This window comes from Oscillatoria sp. CS-180, from assembly GCF_028330965.1.
Lineage (GTDB): Bacteria > Cyanobacteriota > Cyanobacteriia > Phormidesmidales > Phormidesmidaceae > Halomicronema.
The window spans coordinates 1-15760 of the sequence record NZ_JAQMUB010000097.1; the positions used below are offsets into that span (position 1 = coordinate 1).

Annotated in this window: 14 protein-coding genes; all 14 read right to left on the reverse strand. The window is 54.3% G+C overall.

Going from position 1 to position 15760, the window contains the following annotated elements; translation table 11 throughout:
- Positions 1-631: 631 nt before the first annotated feature.
- Positions 632-4876: a hypothetical protein gene (locus PN498_RS26360; RefSeq protein WP_272066443.1), complete on the reverse strand. Its 4245-nt coding sequence runs from the start codon at positions 4874-4876 to the stop codon at positions 632-634.
- Positions 4877-4898: 22 nt separating this feature from the next.
- Positions 4899-5180 (reverse strand): hypothetical protein, encoded by a 282-nt coding sequence (locus tag PN498_RS26365; RefSeq protein WP_272066444.1) that lies wholly within the window; start codon positions 5178-5180, stop codon positions 4899-4901.
- A gap of 130 nt (positions 5181-5310) precedes the next feature.
- Positions 5311-5676, reverse strand: coding sequence for a single-stranded DNA-binding protein (locus PN498_RS26370; RefSeq protein WP_272066445.1), 366 nt, complete (start codon positions 5674-5676; stop codon positions 5311-5313).
- Positions 5677-5908: 232 nt separating this feature from the next.
- Entirely contained in the window at positions 5909-6568 is a 660-nt protein-coding gene (locus PN498_RS26375; protein ID WP_272066446.1) for a JAB domain-containing protein, read from the reverse strand.
- Positions 6569-6658: 90 nt separating this feature from the next.
- Positions 6659-6895, reverse strand: coding sequence for a hypothetical protein (locus PN498_RS26380; protein ID WP_272066447.1), 237 nt, complete (start codon positions 6893-6895; stop codon positions 6659-6661).
- A 120-nt stretch (positions 6896-7015) separates the two neighbouring features.
- Positions 7016-7471, reverse strand: a complete 456-nt coding sequence (locus PN498_RS26385) for a hypothetical protein (RefSeq protein WP_272066448.1) — start codon at positions 7469-7471, stop codon at positions 7016-7018.
- Positions 7472-7544: 73 nt separating this feature from the next.
- Positions 7545-8051 (reverse strand): hypothetical protein, encoded by a 507-nt coding sequence (locus PN498_RS26390; protein WP_272066449.1) that lies wholly within the window; start codon positions 8049-8051, stop codon positions 7545-7547.
- A 56-nt stretch (positions 8052-8107) separates the two neighbouring features.
- A complete protein-coding gene (locus PN498_RS26395) occupies positions 8108-8263 on the reverse strand; it encodes a hypothetical protein (protein WP_272066450.1) in 156 nt (51 codons plus the stop codon).
- A complete protein-coding gene (locus PN498_RS26400) occupies positions 8260-8562 on the reverse strand; it encodes a hypothetical protein (RefSeq protein ID WP_272066451.1) in 303 nt (100 codons plus the stop codon). The genes PN498_RS26395 and PN498_RS26400 overlap by 4 nt, the downstream gene beginning before the upstream one ends.
- Before the next feature lie 81 nt (positions 8563-8643).
- Positions 8644-9552 carry an ArdC family protein gene (locus PN498_RS26405; protein WP_272066452.1) on the reverse strand — a complete coding sequence of 303 codons (909 nt, stop codon included), beginning with the start codon at positions 9550-9552 and terminating at the stop codon, positions 8644-8646.
- Positions 9553-9649: 97 nt separating this feature from the next.
- Positions 9650-13981: a strawberry notch family protein gene (locus PN498_RS26410; protein ID WP_272066453.1), complete on the reverse strand. Its 4332-nt coding sequence runs from the start codon at positions 13979-13981 to the stop codon at positions 9650-9652.
- Positions 13982-14093: 112 nt separating this feature from the next.
- The gene (locus PN498_RS26415) at positions 14094-14594 is read right to left on the reverse strand and encodes a hypothetical protein (RefSeq protein ID WP_272066454.1); all 501 of its coding nucleotides are present in this window, start codon (positions 14592-14594) and stop codon (positions 14094-14096) included.
- Positions 14595-14607: 13 nt separating this feature from the next.
- Positions 14608-14919: a hypothetical protein gene (locus PN498_RS26420; RefSeq protein WP_272066455.1), complete on the reverse strand. Its 312-nt coding sequence runs from the start codon at positions 14917-14919 to the stop codon at positions 14608-14610.
- On the reverse strand, positions 14916-15698 hold the full coding sequence (locus PN498_RS26425) for a WGR domain-containing protein (protein WP_272066456.1): 783 nt from the start codon (positions 15696-15698) through the stop codon (positions 14916-14918). Before PN498_RS26425 ends, PN498_RS26420 begins: the two co-directional genes overlap by 4 nt.
- Between the last annotated feature and the right edge of the window lie 62 nt (positions 15699-15760).

The following is a 15760-nucleotide window of genomic DNA, read 5'->3' on the forward strand; positions in this document are numbered from 1 at the left end:
GAGTCAAGCTCATCTCAAGAAGAAGATTCTGGCCTTTGTCGATTACTTCAATCGCACCATGGCCAAGCCTTTTAAGTGGAATTACACGGGCAAACCACTCACCTCATGAATAGTTCCTTTATTTCTGCCGTCAGGTACTAGGCTTACTCAACCTTCCTATTCGTCTTGAGAGAGGAAGTTATCTTGCTTTACATCAATCAGGTATTACAGAGCCTGAAGCAGTGTGGGAGCTAAAGAGTGAGCGACTGGAAGCAATTGTGGGGAATGCGGTTAATCTGAGACTACAAGCAGTTCGGCCCAAAAGGGCATAAATCATCTGGAAATTTTTATAACTGCGTGCTATTGGCCTTAAACATTTGGATTTACTGTCAGCGGCTCTCTCTGAGTTCGTGTGAGATTAAGCTTTGCTGGAACGCCGAACCAGGAGCCTCGGACTTTTCTCTAGCCTTGTTCCACACCAAGTCAAGGAGAGGCCTGTCAGCTAACACGGTATGGCCGCGGACGGATGAAATCTGCAGGTGGAGTTGCAAAGATTACCTACTGCCGCTACATTTTGCCATTAGATTTTGAGTCGTTAGGGTATAAATCGATGTACTTTTCCTCAAATATTCTCTAACACTTTCGGCGATCGCTACGCCAGTTCTGCCGATACCTTGCAAGCTTGCCGCGATCTCCCTGCTACTTCCAGCGTTTGTTTTCCCGCTGCGATCGAATCCTGCATGTGCTGCCGATCGCTCTGGCTAATCACCAGTGAAGCATTGCGGTAGTCCATCGGCGGTTTTTCTCTGCTGCCCGTTTCCTGGGTGTAGAGAGCATTGAGCTGCTTGCCCTTCGTCATGATTTCAGCGGTCAAAGGTTCGTTGCCGCTAGCGATCTCGACCGCACACCATTGCCGGAGTTCTTCACGGGAAGGTGAGTAAATTTCACCGGAGCGATCCGGGAAGGGTGTGATTTGTCCGTCCTGGTAGTCGCCCAACGGTGCCATCTTGAGGCCCCATGCGGTTTTTCCCTTGAAGGTTCGCAGCACCTTAGGACTGTGCTTCTCCTGTGCGGCCCACTGCTGCTGGTAAGTCGGATCATCCATCATCGCTGGAGTGATGCGGTATTGCGGCCCCACTCGAAACGCTACCTGTTTATCGCCAGAATAGGCGATCGCAATGTTGCCCTCTTTGAAGCCATAGGCTTTGTAGGGTTCGTAGCTGCGAGTGGTATGAGTGCGCCCATAACCGCGCATCGCTTCAAGGCAGGTATTGACAGGCAAGGGGTTCTTCTCCCCGTGCAGCATGAGCGGGAAGGCCATCTTAATCGGTTTGCCAGTTGGCGTGATGCCATCATCCCCCGGTTGAGTCAAGTCGGCTGGCTTGTGCGCTGGCTTCGCAGAAGTGGGCTGATAATTACCCTGTGACTCTGCGGCCATCGATGCCGGGTCGGGGAAGCTAGTGGTTGCGATCGCTGGCACCTCCATCGGGGATCCCAAGGCTCGTAGTGGTTCTACTGTCTGTGGTTCGGGTTCTGGGGCTAAGTCAAGCACCTGCATCTTGGCAATCTTGCCGGAGGGGGCTATCTGGATATTGGCCCTGACTGTGGTGCTGATGGGTAGGTGCATGGAGCGAGCCGAGAGTGCCCCAAACTGCTTTTCTTCGCCGTCTTCCGTGACGATCGCCACCGATGAAGTCGTGCGCGTTTCGCCGTTCTTTTTGTAGCTGTACTTACTGAAGCGAGCCGTGTACTCGCCGGGGGGAATCTGTCCGGCTTCATTACTGCTGTGCTGAAGGCCCGTCAGGGTAATTTCGGGGACGGTAGAGAGGCGATCGACAATCTCCGGCGTGAATTTCTTGAGGGCCAGTCCCATGCCTTCGCTATGTCGCCATAGCGATGAGAGGTAGTCTTGCCGCTCCGCTTTAGGAATCTCGGCGATCGCATTATCCACATACTGAGTCGCCCGCTCCATCATTTCGTCAAGGTCATTCTGCTGGGCGTAAGGAGCCTGAATCTGGGCCGTGGGCTGCGGGATGGTCAGGGTGTGGTTGGGCCGTTGTTGTAGGCGTTCGGGCAAGTGATGCTCACGGACCGACTCAGGGGCTACCGTGCCGAGGGGAGAGGTCACGCGATCGCCACCAGCGGCGGTGTAGGTCAGTGAAGCGACAAACTGCTCTGATTTACTCAGGTGGTTTGGTCTGATGGCAATTTCCCAGTCTGGTTGGGGGCCATTAGCTCTCCAGATGGGTAGCTCTCCATCTTTGTCTTTGATGTTTTGAAGGGTAAGGCTTTTCCCGCTAGAGGAGGTGACTAGCAACGTGGGTTGCTCATCTTCAGCGCGTTTTTCCCGTAGGCGGTCTTTGGCCGTCTGGTAGTTGGCGATGCGATCGTTGTAGGTGCGAGCGATCTTTAGGGCTTTCTCTTCCTGCTCCGGTGTCGCGGTCTTGGGAAAGAGATCGCGGAAAGCTTCATGCCGCAGCTCCGGTAAGTGAACATCTTTGTAGACGGCGTTGACGGCTTCGACATTCCACCCAATTGGCTCCTGGGTGTTGGTGGGCATCAACTGCCCATTAGTGTAAGTATTTGGGTCTTTCTGATGCTGCCGGAGTTCGTGATCCTTATAGGCCAACCCTCGGATAAAAGTATGGTGGGATTCGTCGATGCCTCTGGAGCTTTTCGCCGTGTCTACAGCCGTTTGCAGGTTTACCGCATTGGGTCCGTCTACAGCATTGGAGAGAAGGTCGGCAGCATAGCTGAGCTTTTGCCTAACAAACGCTTGCCGTTCTTGAGGATTCGAGAGGGTTGCTAATTGGTTGTGAGCTTTTGCCACCCGCTCCATTCGTTCTTTGAAGTGATATGCAGGAAACCCCTTTGCTTGCAATTGCTCGTCATCTGGAATGGTCAGTTTCCCAGCATTGGCCTGCCGCAGTTGCTTGGCAAATGAAGTCGCGACCTGCCGGAGTAGTTCCTCTTGTTGATCAGGAGGAGTGTAAGTCATCTCCAGGGCAAAGCTTTGCAAGGTCATCCCGGCGTTGGCAACTTTCCCCGTCTGATTATCGGCGGTGATCTCCCAGGCTCTCCAGGTGGCTGTCGAATGTGATTCGCTTTCATACCACGGGTGCTTTACCTTCTTCTGCTTCTCAATCTCCGGAGGCTTCTTGTCCGGTGCCGTGCGCTCCACGAACTCTTTTACCGCTAAGGGGTACTCAGCCGGGATGAGGCGGTTTTCCTGCCCCTGCTCCATGCGCTCAATAAATTGTCCGATCGCGGCCCGCCCCGCTTCGTATTGTTCTGCTGGAGGTAAGCTTTTGGTTTCCGCTAACTGCTGGCGGAGCTGCTGGGGGAGGTCGGCCACCGTCGCTTCGTAGCCGACAAAATAGCCATTGGCATCTCGGTCGAAGTCAGTAATGGCAATGTGCTTTGCTGTCCAGGGATTGAGGTAGGCCACTCCCATTTTAGAAAAGGCTTCTCTGTCCTGATCTTTTAAGTCTTCAGTGTTGTTAATCGCGATCGCCGCTGCGCCCACGTTCGGGAAGGGGGAGCGATAGTAAGCTACCACCGCGCCGTGGGGCAGGTCTTTATTGCACACTTCCCACGGTTTCACTTGTGAATGATGTTGAGCCATTGCGGAGGGGACGGAGATACCTCTGACCGCGCTTTCCTGCCACTCCCCCTTAATATCTCGTTCGAGGGCTGTATTGATCCGTTTGAAGCCAGTGAGCTGCCCATACTTATCCGCTTTGAGGGTTTCGTATAGCCACTCTGATTTGGCTTTGGGGGCGTCCTCGCTCAGATCATCAGCAGACTGGGAACGTTCTTGTTGCCGATCTTTTCGCTCTACATAATGCTGCTTGAGTTGAGCCAGATCATCTGCGATCGCTGCCAGTTCTGTGACCTGAGCTTTAATGCGCGGGTTGAACTCGCGCAGGGTCGCTTCTGGGATACAGCCTTTCACCTGCGGCCCCACTGCCTGTTGGCCGTATTCCCCGTCCGACTTGCGATTCACCCAAAGCTGCGAAACCTCCTGAATGCCCGGAGTTGAGAGCCTACCATCATCGCCTTTGATGTCATTGGTGGAGATGATCGCGTCTACCCCTAAGCGATTACACCAGCGACTAGCGCCCATGGTGCCCTTAGCGATGCCGGGAAGATCGGGCGTTGCCGCTCGAAACTGCGATACTGTGCGTTCGGCCAGTCCATTGATTTGCTGCTCTACAGTGGCGGTGGCCGCATCTACTTGATCCAGGTCTTGCCCAATGGCGATGATGTTCGGGTCTACCCCGGCTTTCTCAAAGGCTTTAGCGGTGATGGTGTCGCGCTCTGCATCCGTGATGAGGGCCTTCATGGTTTGGTGGGGCACCAGCATGGTGCCGTCGCCCATCTTGTCATAGAGCTTTTCGATCGCTGCTTGGGGTATGGGGTGGCCGTGCTTGTCGAGTAGCTGCGTATCCCCGTGAGATCGCTGCTCGTCGTCAATGATTAGAATTCGCGCCTGTGGAATCGCGGTTGAAGCGATGCCATCTGAAGCCACCAAGCTGCCATAGGCAACAAAATTATGAGGTGAGTTTTTATCGGCAGCGTAGATTGGTGCAATGCCTCGTTCGGTATCGCCCTCGGTCATTAGTCGGGCAGTTTCTGGGTCAGTGAAGTATCCAGACTTGCCGTTGGTAAAGGCTAAGACCTTGCCCTCGCTCTCAAGGCGCTGGCGATCCGCATCATTTACACTGCCGTAAAACTTCCCGGTAAAGAACTCGGCTTCAATTCCGTTCGTCTCAAGCCAATGCTCCAGGTAAGAGTGCTCAACCTCTTTGAATTGGCGTTGTTGCGTTCCGCCAATCGTGTCGTACAGGTCTTGACCTGTCTTTGTGTCAATCTGGCCGATCTGAAAGCTGACCATATTCCTCTATGCGATAGGTAGATTAGAGGCTGATTGGGCGATAGCCATGCCCATGAGAGCCGATAAATTTCTGCTCGTATGCCATTTCAGCTAGGACTTCTTCACGGGTGAACGTAGATGACTCAGCTTCGTTCCCTTCCTTTTCATCATCCTGGGAGGATGGCTCATTATCATTGAGCACCCCAGCAGCGATCAGTTCATCAATGTCAGCGCCACCGGACAGCAGGGCTTCTACGTCTTCATTACTGCTGCCAAGTTCAGTTAAATAAATCTCGCGGTCAGAAAGGTGATCTGGAGTGGCCATGGTTTGTTGCCTGCATTAAATCTTGACTCTATTGTGAGACCAACTTTTCAGTTCTGTCCTGGAGTCCATACTCCGAGGAACAAAAAATTCCCCAACCTCAATCTGAGTTGAGAGCAGGGAAAGTGGGAGTCTAAAACTCCGGTTCGCCGTCGTCGTCTTGGTCTTTAGCTTTCGGCGTCAGGTTTTCGACGCGCTGGGCTTTGACTACGAGCCGCGAGCGGTTGTCGCCAGTCGCCTGATCAGTCCAACGATTTTCTGCCAATGAGCCAGTGACAGCCACATGCGCTCCCTGGCGCAGATAGTCAGCACAGAACTCAGCGGTCTTACCCCAAGCTTCTACGGGAATGCGATGGGTTTGTTCTTGAGTTTCGCCGTTCTTCGTGAATTTTTCATTGACGTATACCGTCAGGCGAGCAGTGCAAGAACCGGACTCGAAGTACTTAACTTCAGGGTCGCCACCGAGATGACCAATAATCGTAGCGTTGTTGATAGACATAGCCAATTTCCTTTTGGAATTTCCATTGCTGCTAGGCGTTAGCCGTCTCCTTTGCCGATAACGGGACCGGCCCTACATGCAGTCACCAGCAAGGGGCGATCGCCTTTCTCAGAGCCCGCCAAACCTATCGGGGAGATATCTCTCAGTTGTCCCATGCAATGATTCTTTACGCTTATCGGTCGATTAACGAAAGAACCGCCACCCTTAAGATTGCTTGAGGGTGGCGGTTTGATTAGTCCGTCCACAGACCAGTCGTTGCTCGCAGGGACATATAGTCTCCGTGCGAAACAACTAAATGATCCAGGATGGGGATGTCCATCACCTTGGCAGCGTCCAGAAGTTGCCTCGTGAGTTCGATGTCATCTTGCGAGGGTTCAGTGCTGCCGCTGGGATGGTTGTGCGCGATGACGCACCGTGTCCCCCCTGCCTGCATGACGACTGAAAAGATTTCCCTCGGATGAACGATCGTCTGAGTCGCCGTTCCCGACGAGAGAATGCGGCAACAGAGAAGGCGATGCTTGATATCCAAACAAGCGATCGCGAATTTCTCGGTCGGTTCCCAGGCGATGCAGTTGAAAACGGCTACCGCTTTATCGGGAGTATCGAGGGCTTCTCCCAGCGGAGTCTCTTCGACGTAGAGCTGTCGGCCCAACTCTAGCGCAGCCTGGAGTTTCTCTAGCCGCTTCGGGGTCAACCGGGGTAGCGCTCCAGCTCGGATGGCAACCCGCAAGCGATCGCGCAGGTTTTGCGGTGAGACTTGCTCATCCTCGTCGATTAGATTAGCGAGGATTTCTTGCCCCAAGGAATACCCCAGGACGGTATCGATCAGGGCTGATAAAGTTGTGGTTTGGGCTGCTGGCCTGTAAGGGGCAGCGCAGTCTTTTACACGCATGACTTGTATGGATTGATAGGTCAGCCATGCAGCGCAACAGCGAAAAGAGAGCTGGCCTCCTTTCGGAAGCCAGGGGGAAGGTGTGAAAATCTAGAATTCGTTGGAGGCACGGGACTGTTCGGGGGTATCCACATCGCTCCAGCAAAAGTGTCTGTGAGGACTGTGGTGGATAAGGGCTCCATTAGCGTATGTAGGGAGTTCTCGGACGAAAGTGGCATCAGCCGCTCCCAGATTCCGTGCAGCTTGAATGCCTGCCTCCTCAGCTTCGCACCGGGCCGCGTCATTAGCTTCAGTGCGTTCTTGTTCCAGGGCATAGTCGAAATACATGCTGAACTCCTAATCGAATAGCAGTTCAGCGCCGCGAAAGCGACTGAGCGATCGCCTCAAAGTGTTAGGGAATAGAAGGGCTAATTGTCCCCTTGCCTGTTCCCTAACACTTTCTTCACGCTACCCTCTCGGACGATTCCATACAAGCCGCAGCAGGGGGCAACAACGGGCATCATCAACCGCATCCGGCGTGAGCCAAACTTGGTTATTTCTCATCACCAGATATTTGCAATAGATGATACGGTTCTGAGTACCGCGCTCCAGGAAGCGATCGCTAAGAAACGGGTTGTAGGTCAGGTCAATCGGCGCATAGATATCGAGGTCGCTCACTCCAATCAGTGTCCCCTGACCCCAGGCGTGAACCGTTCGCCGCTGCTGCGTAAGCACCCGCTGGCGGGTTGATTCGACCACATGGAATTTGACATCCCCTAGAACGCAGTCGAGCACATGCCCAACGACTTTCCAGCTTTTGGGCGATTTGGCTTGGATGGACATGCGCCCATTTTGCAAATTTCGATATATGCGGGTCTGCTTGCCAAGATGAGCAGACCAATCCAGTTCTCTGATGGCTGCCATCGACAAGTCTCCCCTAAAAATAACTAGAAACCTTTGTGAGAAAGCTTTCTGGCACCAGGGCGAGAGCTTATGGTTAACAACCGGGAGTGCAATCGGGCAAAACCTGACGAAATCGAATGTACTCAGCCAACGAGATTTCTCTCCAGCCCTGAGGATACGTCTGAGTGAAGTCATCGAAGACATAAGCGTCTTCGGGCTCCTTCCATTCGCCGCCGCTTGTGTACCATCCCCTGGCGATCTCATCAGCAACTGCATCTAGCTGCCCAGCCTTTCCATGAGCCAGGCAATAGCAAGCGTATTCTCGCTCCCCATTCTGTTCGTAAATTTCTCCAGCAGCGTAGAAATCGGCAATGGGGACATCCTCAACCGCCTCTAATTGCCCATTGTTGAAGGTCTCTATGGCCATAACCGCAATTAACGGATCGTCGGTCGGTTCAACTATCCTTGGCAGATCAACAAACCGAACCTTGGCCTGGGTGGGCTGCCCGCCGCCCATCACCATTGCAATTCGCCCATAGGCAAGACTGCTGATGTCGGTGACGCGAACCAGTTGCCCTGCTGTAAATTTAGCCTGAGCCATGAAAAATCCTCATTCAGCAGCACTCCCCGGCTAGAGCAGGCTGAATGAGGAAATGTCTAGGTCATGAACAGCTCGAAGGTCATGATCTTAGTTGCGTCGGGATCAATGCCAGCCGCAATCTCACCAGCATCCACCATATCGGCTGCGTGAACCAGTACCGTCCCCTTGTAGGACATCACATCATTATGGGAAATCACAACGAAATACCTCATTGCTCAGCCTCTAGGAGGAACTGATAAAGCCGGTCTGCCCCCTCAGCGCGAGTTAGCCCTTCATTGAAATGAGCGCTGTAGTCCCACTCCATTCGTCTTTCCTCATCGATGCCGCGATCGCCCATGCACTTCGAGACGATCTCATCAACCTGGGCGCACCATTCGTCAAACTCGTCATCACTAGCTTGAGAAACGGCATTCTCCAGCACATTGAAAAATGGCTCTAGATGTAGCTCACGCTTTTGGGCGCGAATTAAATCCCTAGCGGCTTCGACAATGCGGCTTTCCAGATCAGCCATAACCTGACCTCTTCTTAAACGTCCCAACCGCAAAGCGAAAGCAAAAAGGGATGCCCCACGTGGGGCATCGGGAATAGGGCATCAAGCCACTTCGAGATCGACAGCAGCATTCTCTAGCAGCAGGTTTGCGGCCTTCTGCGCGAGGGTCGTGGCCCTGAAGAACGCCTTATTGTCTGTGCCGATTAGCTCCATCCAGTCTTCGAGAAAGCTGGCATGGTGCTCCAGCGCTGGGGTGATATCCAGTTCGTTGCAGATGAAAGAAGCACCCAGCTCTGCAACCATTTCCTCAAAGGCATACTCCGAGGTACCGAACTTATTGCGAATGTCCCGATTGAGGCGGGATTCGTGCCCTGTTCGGTGGATCAACTCGTGAATCGCTGTACTGTAGTACAGTTCAGCACTGGAGAAATCCGCGAAGCGAGGTAAGCGAATTTGATCGCGGCTGGGCGAGTAGCAGGCTTTGCTCCCACCATGCTGAATGTCGGCATCTTGGGAGAAGATGAGCCATTCTGCATCATCAATTCGGGGGTCAGGGTTCTCTGGGCCTCGATAGCGATCGATCACCTCAGAGATCGGATGAGAGGATTCACTATCGTCGAAGCAGTCCAGGTTAAAGACCTGGAGCCACTTGATCGTGGTGAAGAATTTTTCCTCTGTTTCCCCCGTTACCGGATCTTCCTCTTCCTTACGAACGGTACCGCCCCAGCGGAGCCAGGTGGCTTTGCTGCCTTTGCGGAGCTTCCAACCCTTTTCCTGGGCTTGTTTGAACCCAGCGAACAGAGGGTATTGATACCCATGTGCGAGTACATCAACCTGGGCCAACAGCGGGTTAAGTCCCTCATACTGATGCCCGGTCACTGCGTTGCAGGTGGGAACAGTGCTCCACGGTTTGCGCCAGGGTATGGTGCCTGATTGCATAAGAGCCAGCAGGTTGTCGGCAACGATTTGAAATTTGTCACAGGCTTTGGATTTAGCGGTTTGTTTACGCATGGCTTTTAATTGATAGAAGTTTCAGCCATGCGCGGCGATAGCCCAAAAGAAAGCGGCCACCCCGAGGGATGACTGCCATGTAACGATTGCAGGTGAATTAACTCAGTAGCTTGACCACTGCCTCCAGAACTTCCGGGCCGCGAGTCTCGTCGGTTGGGACAAAGACCCGTCGCCGCCAGGAGATGATCTCGGTGAAGCAGCCTGCGGCCTTGAGCTGTTCGCACAGCCCATCCGAGACGGTGCCGGTGATTTCCAGTCGCCGCTCGTCCATGAGCAACGAGGATTTCAGCGACAACCCGCCCGGCAGAGGTAGGTGTTGCTTCTGATTCAGCACCGTGTCGAACATCTCGGAAGCCGTGAGTTCGACCTGATGAACGCCCAGAGACTTGGCGATCGCCTGCATCTTGTGCAACTCCACCACCCGACCGAGGAGGCGTTCGCCATCATCGGTTTGCAAGCGGTAGACCCGCATGTTTTCCCGGTCTAGCGAGTTCCAGATCGGCAGCAGTAAGCCACAGATCAGGAAGATCCGATCGCTGGTGAATTCAGGAATTCGGCTCACTTCGTCCTGCCAGCAGCGCTGCCATTCAGATGCAGAAGCATCTTCCCAGGTGCTGTTTTCTAGTTCGGCCACAGTCAGCTTGGTACGGATGATGGGACGCACCAGCGCCGCGCGAGGGATGACCGCCCCCGAATCACTCATCGCCGATGAGGTTGGGATGACGACTGCCGCCCGTCCAGACTTCTGGTTGACCATCAAGCGGCCTTCCCATCTCTTCTGCAGCTCCAGGGCTTCTTGAACGCTGGTATACTCCGTCCGCCAGCTTCGCTCGACCTCCACGCAGAAGGTTTCGCTGCCGGAGACATGAGTGTAGACCACGTTGCGATCCACCACCGCCAGCTTGTCCGCCTGGATGGTTTCAACGCCACTCTCGAAGGTGCCAGTAGCGATCGCCGCTTCCACCCGTGTTTCGACCAGCATCTCGAAGACTTCAAAGAGGTCATTCTGGAGCTGAATTGGCAAGGCCAGGATGCGGTTCAGGAACTGCGCCATACTGGGCAAGTCCTCCCGCAATCCCCCTTCTTTGGAGGTCAGGGTTAGCCCTGTAGCCCTTTCAAACTGTGCCAGGGAGCAACAGTCTACTTGCTCGGCATACAGCAGTCGGAACAGTTCCCGTAGTGCGGATTGGGCATAGAGAGATTCCAGGTTGTCTTTGGAGTCAAAGAGTCCCTGTCCTCCGGTCTGCCGCTGCCCTCGGGTGAGTGCCCCTAGTGCATCGAGTCGCCTGGCAATTGTCGAGATGAATCGCCGCTCGCCGCGTACGTCTGTCACCACAGGCCGAAAGATCGGCGCTGTAGCTTGGTTGGTACGGTGAGACCGACCGAGCCCTTGGATCGCGCCATCGGCCTGCCATCCCGCTTCAAGCAGGTAATGCACCCGCCTGCGCGTATTCTGACAGCCCAAGTCGGCATGGTAAGAGCGTCCGGTATTCCCGGCCCCGCTGAAGATCAGGACATCCTTCTCTCCATCCATGAAGGATTGGGTTTCTGAGAGATTCGCCGATGCCGGACGCTTCGCCACATACTGTCGCCCATCTGGATCACTGAGAATCCGCACGGAACGCCCGGTGACTTCTGCGACCCGATCATGACCAAAATGGTGCAGAATTTGCTCTAATGCACCGGATAGGGCTGGCAATGACGCCACTTTGCCAACTAGGGCGTCTCGCTGGTCTTCCGCTTCACGGCAGATCACGGGATTGCCGTCAGCGTCTTGCACCAAACTGGAACGCACCTGACCATCTTCGGTTGTGTATGCCTCATAGAGATACACAGGGAACGCATTGAACAAGTAGGTCATGATGTTCTCTCGTGGGGTCACATCAATGTTGAGGTCATCCCACTCCTCGGTGGGCACCTCTGATAGACGGCGTTTGATCATCTCCTCATTGGTCGAAACCAATTGGATCACTGGGGCCAACCCCTCTGCTAGATCTGCCTCCATTGCCTGAAGCAGGCTGGGGCATTTCATTGAGGTCAGCAGGTGGTTGAAGAACCGCTGCTTGTTCGACTCGAAGGCCGACCGCGCCGCGCCTTTAGCCGAGCGGTTCAAGTTTGCGCCGCTGACCGCCAGCGCCTCTTCCAGGTGGGTGTGAATCACCTGGAACACTTCGGAATAGGTGTCGTAGATCTTGATTTGATCAGGCGTCAGGGGAACGGCCAGGGCATCATACTCCACGCCCTCGAAACTGATGTTTCGAGCGAAGTACAGGCCCAACGCCTTCAGGTCGCGACACACCACTTCCATTGCGGCCACCCCACCGGACTCAATGGCCGAGATAAAGTCAGAGCGGTTAGGAAACGGAAAGTCGCCAGTTTGCCACAGGCCCAGGCGGGAAGCGTAAGCGAGGTTGGACACCTTAGAGGCACCTGTCGCTGACACGTAGACCACCCGCGCATCGGGCAGTGCATTTTGTAGACGCAGACCTGTGAGCCCCTGTTGGGAGGCTTCCTGGATGCCGCGACTCCCTTCTTGGGCGATCGCGTTCCCCATCGAGTGCGCCTCATCAAAGGCAATGACACCCTCAAAGTCAGCACCCAGCCAGTCAGTGATTTGCTCTAACCGAGACTTCTTGCCGCCCCGACTGCCACCCCGCAGGGTTGCATAGGTCGTGAACAAGATGCCTTCGCTAATGGGGATGTCAGCACCCAGCTTGAACTTCGAGAGTGAGACGACCTTGGACTCGTCACCACCAAGGGCTTTCCAATCCCGCCGCGCATCTTCAATCAGCTTGTCGGACTTAGACAACCATAGGGCTTTCGTGCGCCCCTGGAGCCAGTTGTCCAGAACGATACCAGCCACCTGACGGCCTTTGCCGGAACCCGTGCCGTCACCGAGGAACCAACCGCACCGAAATTGCACGGCATCCGGGTCGCCACTGCTGGCAACCTCGATCTTGTCCAGCGTTTCGTCAACTTTGTAACAGCCGCCAAGAAGCTGGCTGTGGGCTTCGCCTGCATAGACGACGCTCTCTAGCTGTGCTTCTGAGAGCAGGCCCTCAACCACCGCTTTTGGCAACTTAGGCCGATAGCTAGGCATCGGTGGCCGCACTGCGGAGAGCGCGACTGACTCACACAAGGTCGTAGGATGCTTCTGCGCCCCCTGGATAGAGATGCGCTGAGGTTGATAGACCTCATACAAAACTGCCTGAGTTTGTGTGGTGGTCGGGGGCACTTCCTCATACTCCACGTCGATCACGTCATCCCAGAACGGGCCAGGATTCACTTCAGTGGGTTGTGGAGTTGGTTTCGGCTGTGCTTTGGCCTTGGCTTTAGCCGCTTGAGGTTTGGCTGGCTGCGGCTCATCGCGGAGAGGCAATGACCGGAGTTGCAGCTCACTGCGGGGCGGGAGTGACCGGAGTAGATGAGCCACTTTCGCCAGTTCCAGCGATCGCACCTTGGCAGTTTTGCTGTCGATCTGAGTAATCATCCACTCGGTTCCGATGTCTAGGGACATTGGGGTTCCGATGGGAGCTACTTTATCGATAACGGTTAAGCGAGTTTCGATGGAGGTACCGTGCTTGAGATAGGTATCCCCAGAGAAGACCACAGTGGCGCGGACGCAGACCTGATCCTCTAAACCAGAAAACGCAGTTCTCCAGAATTTGGAGTCCGGCGAAAACCAACGTCCCGAAACCAACACCAGGCGACCACCCGGTACTAACCGCAGAAACGCAGAACGTACATGGTTGCCGGTGGCATCAGGATTACGCCGATCTTGTCTGGGAGAGGCAGAAAACGGTGGGTTCATGACCACTACGGAAGGTTGAACATGCCCCGGCATCAGGTCGTGGATATGCTCAGCATTGAACTGATGCACCGCCGTTTGTGGAAACAACAGGCGCAATAGTTCAAATCGGCGATCGCTCAACTCATTCAGAACCACTTGAGCCCCGCGCACGGCGCAGAACTGGGCTAAGATGCCCGTTCCGGCTGAGGGTTCTAGAACTAGATCGGTTGGTGTAACCCGCGCACAGTGAGAGGCTACATACGCCAGTTGCAGCGGTGTTGAGAACTGTTGCAGGGCGATCGCTTCTTCGTTGCGTCGCGTATGAGTCAGACCCAACGCTTCTAGTCGGGCGAACTGCTGCAGGGCGGCGATCGCCGAGGTGCCTTGAGTTTTCATGTCCTCTGCGAAGTAGGGGAGCATGAAAACAAAGGCCGATTCTTGAAGGTCATAGACCTCTTTCCATGACCACAGGCCCTCAGCGTCGGAACCGCCAAAGGCTGTTTGCATTAATTTCCGGGCGTGACTGCGGTGAAGTTTACAGTTCCGCCAAAAGATGCGGCCCAACTGCCGCACGAGGTCTAAAATTCCGTTTTCCTGAGCCGCATCACAAGTGGGCTCATGTTGTTGTTGAAGTAGCATAATGATTCGCCTATGAAGGGTCGCCCCTGCGCGGCGATAGCCAAAAAAGAAGCAGTCGTCTTCACGGACGACTGCTCAGAAAGGCATAGCTGAGATGGGAATCGTGTGCCGTTTAACAGCACTGGACTGCGCGTAGTTGACGAGGCGCAAGCTTATGTCTGCGGCCCTCAACTCTAACCAAGACGAAACCCTTGGGAAGTCCCGTAAAACCTACGACCTCGCCAATTTGATGATCCTGGGTCTGAACCAAATCATGAATATCCATAGTGCTAGCTGAATTGCTTGTCATCCCTTCCAGGCGTAAGCGAAAGGGCCAAAATTTTACTCGATGAATTGATGGGCTTCGGCGATCGCGGACTTGGAGAGGGCGAATCCGTGCTCGTCTAGATGGCTCTGGATTGCCTCGATACTTATAATCTATGTCGATATCCTTTTTTGACCGTTTCCGACTCTGATCGATATGCAACCACGGGACGCAAGCCCCAATTCCGGCAAGGGCGGATTCTTCGAGAAACTGATGCAAAACGGCGATATCCGCGCCCCATTGCCAAACCGGGACCAGGGGTAGACCGCAGTTTTTGCAGCGGTTCCAGTTGGCAAGGGTTTCGTCCATGTCGCCAAGTTCATCAGGTGCGACGACAAACTCGAACGATCGCGATCGACATCAATTGTTGTTCCGTTTTTGAGGCGCGATAGGCCCCAGAGTCGAGAGCGGCTTGGGCATTCATGCCCTTGGCGTTGTGCAAATCGGTGGGGTCAACTAGGATGCGTGTCACCCCAGCCTTGATGAGTATGTCGCGCTCCTCGGTGGAGCCGATGCCCGAAAGACATACTTCATGTTGCTTCTGCCTGAAGGAAGGTCGCTCAGATAGCCCAGCCGCGCAAAAAAAGACGCTTCCCAGATGAGAAGCGTTGGTCAGGGCGTCGGTGACAATCACGATTCGACATAGCCTTTGCGGAGTTTCGCCTTGATGATGTCGTCATATGCCGCTTGACAGGCGAACTGGTTGGCGAAGACCTTCAGTCTAGATTGGCCTTTCGTGCCAATCCGTCCATATCGGGTTTGGAAGCCCAGCCCATCAGAACGCATCGTTATTTCCCAAAACTTGGAAGCGTTTTCGGAATAGTTGACACACTCGAAATAGCGAGAGGCTGAACCTGAAGCTACCGGAGTATTTTGTACGGCTTGTGTAGTCTGTTGTTGCCACGGCTCAGGGGTCTTGCGCTCTAGCCACTCGTCGCTAGACTGTTCGCAGACGCCTCCCTGATGAGCAAAGCCCAAGTCTTTGGACGTTTCCCGATCTAAGTCACTGTCGCAAACTAGCAGCGTATGGAATGGCTGAAGCTCTTGCATTAGCCCCTCAATCAGGTGGGCATAGGGCTTATTGAAGCCTGGCACATCCACTTCTTCCCAGTACCCCTCTTCCAGTAAATTCCCCCACGGGAACCGCGTGGCTTTGAGTTTTCGGAGAGTCGGAAAACCGCTCTCTGATTGGCTCAGCCAGTAGGCATAACCCACGGGGCTACCGGAGATCAGGAAATGGGAGATTGGCAAGATTGCCATTAAGTTGATGCTTTTGGATAGGCGCTCCTCGATAGAGAGGTTGCCTTGAGCGTCTAAAACGGCCACTTCTACCCGATCTTCGTAGAGTCCCAGTCGTTCAGGAATTTCAGGGCGGTTCAGAATGTTCGTTAGCAAAATAACTAAGGGTTTCACTGGAATGTCCTCATGCGAAAAATCGGGAGTGTGGCCCTGCTGCACTCCCGATTAGTGGTCGA

Coding starts and splice junctions, on each gene's coding strand:
- PN498_RS26360 (WP_272066443.1), bottom strand. CDS start 4,876: ATGGTCAGCTTTCAGATCGGCCAGATTGACACAAAGACAGGTCAAGAC.
- PN498_RS26365 (WP_272066444.1), bottom strand. CDS start 5,180: ATGGCCACTCCAGATCACCTTTCTGACCGCGAGATTTATTTAACTGAA.
- PN498_RS26370 (WP_272066445.1), bottom strand. CDS start 5,676: ATGTCTATCAACAACGCTACGATTATTGGTCATCTCGGTGGCGACCCT.
- PN498_RS26375 (WP_272066446.1), bottom strand. CDS start 6,568: ATGCGTGTAAAAGACTGCGCTGCCCCTTACAGGCCAGCAGCCCAAACC.
- PN498_RS26380 (WP_272066447.1), bottom strand. CDS start 6,895: ATGTATTTCGACTATGCCCTGGAACAAGAACGCACTGAAGCTAATGAC.
- PN498_RS26385 (WP_272066448.1), bottom strand. CDS start 7,471: ATGGCAGCCATCAGAGAACTGGATTGGTCTGCTCATCTTGGCAAGCAG.
- PN498_RS26390 (WP_272066449.1), bottom strand. CDS start 8,051: ATGGCTCAGGCTAAATTTACAGCAGGGCAACTGGTTCGCGTCACCGAC.
- PN498_RS26395 (WP_272066450.1), bottom strand. CDS start 8,263: ATGAGGTATTTCGTTGTGATTTCCCATAATGATGTGATGTCCTACAAG.
- PN498_RS26400 (WP_272066451.1), bottom strand. CDS start 8,562: ATGGCTGATCTGGAAAGCCGCATTGTCGAAGCCGCTAGGGATTTAATT.
- PN498_RS26405 (WP_272066452.1), bottom strand. CDS start 9,552: ATGCGTAAACAAACCGCTAAATCCAAAGCCTGTGACAAATTTCAAATC.
- PN498_RS26410 (WP_272066453.1), bottom strand. CDS start 13,981: ATGCTACTTCAACAACAACATGAGCCCACTTGTGATGCGGCTCAGGAA.
- PN498_RS26415 (WP_272066454.1), bottom strand. CDS start 14,594: ATGGACGAAACCCTTGCCAACTGGAACCGCTGCAAAAACTGCGGTCTA.